Raw genomic sequence first — 582 nt, forward strand, 5'->3', positions numbered from 1 at the left:
GTGCTGACGAAAAAAAACAAAAATCTGCGTATACCTTTCCTCATAATCTGTGGCTTCAATAAAAGGATATTTCTATGCTTCAACTGAAAATGATCGAACTCTTCAAGGAAGGTTGTCATGAGGATGCACGAATAATCGCGGCATTGATGTTCGGCTCATTTGCTATCGGAGAGGGTGACGAGTTCTCTGATATCGAATTCGCAGTGTTCATCCAGGATGACCATTTTGAAAATTTCGATCAGCGCTCGTGGCTTAATGCCGTAAGTCCGGTTGCTGCTTACTTTCCGGACGACTTCGGCCACCACACCGCACTTTTTGAAAACGGCATTCGCGGTGAATTCCATTTCATGCGAAAATCGGACATACCGGTCATTTCCACTTGGCAAGGCTATGGGTGGTTTCCCTCGCTTGAGGCGGCTGTTTTGTTGGACCGATCAGGAGAGTTGTCAAGGTACGCAAGCGCTCTCGTGGGCGGTCCCCCGATACGTGAAGGCGCGCCGCTGGTGGAAGGGCTTGTGTTGAACCTCATCAGCCTGATGCTCTTTGGGGCCAATCTTTTAAATCGGGGAGAGTACGCTCGCG

Annotated in this window: 1 pseudogene; it reads left to right on the forward strand. The window is 49.3% G+C overall.

What is annotated here, in order from left to right:
- Nucleotides 1-74: 74 nt before the first annotated feature.
- Nucleotides 75-582, forward strand: a pseudogene (locus RTW80_RS26945) (Lnu(F)/Lnu(G) family lincosamide nucleotidyltransferase); the annotation flags it as partial.

The sequence above is a fragment of the Escherichia sp. AM3 genome (assembly GCF_032029835.1).
Lineage (GTDB): Bacteria > Pseudomonadota > Gammaproteobacteria > Enterobacterales > Enterobacteriaceae > Escherichia > Escherichia coli.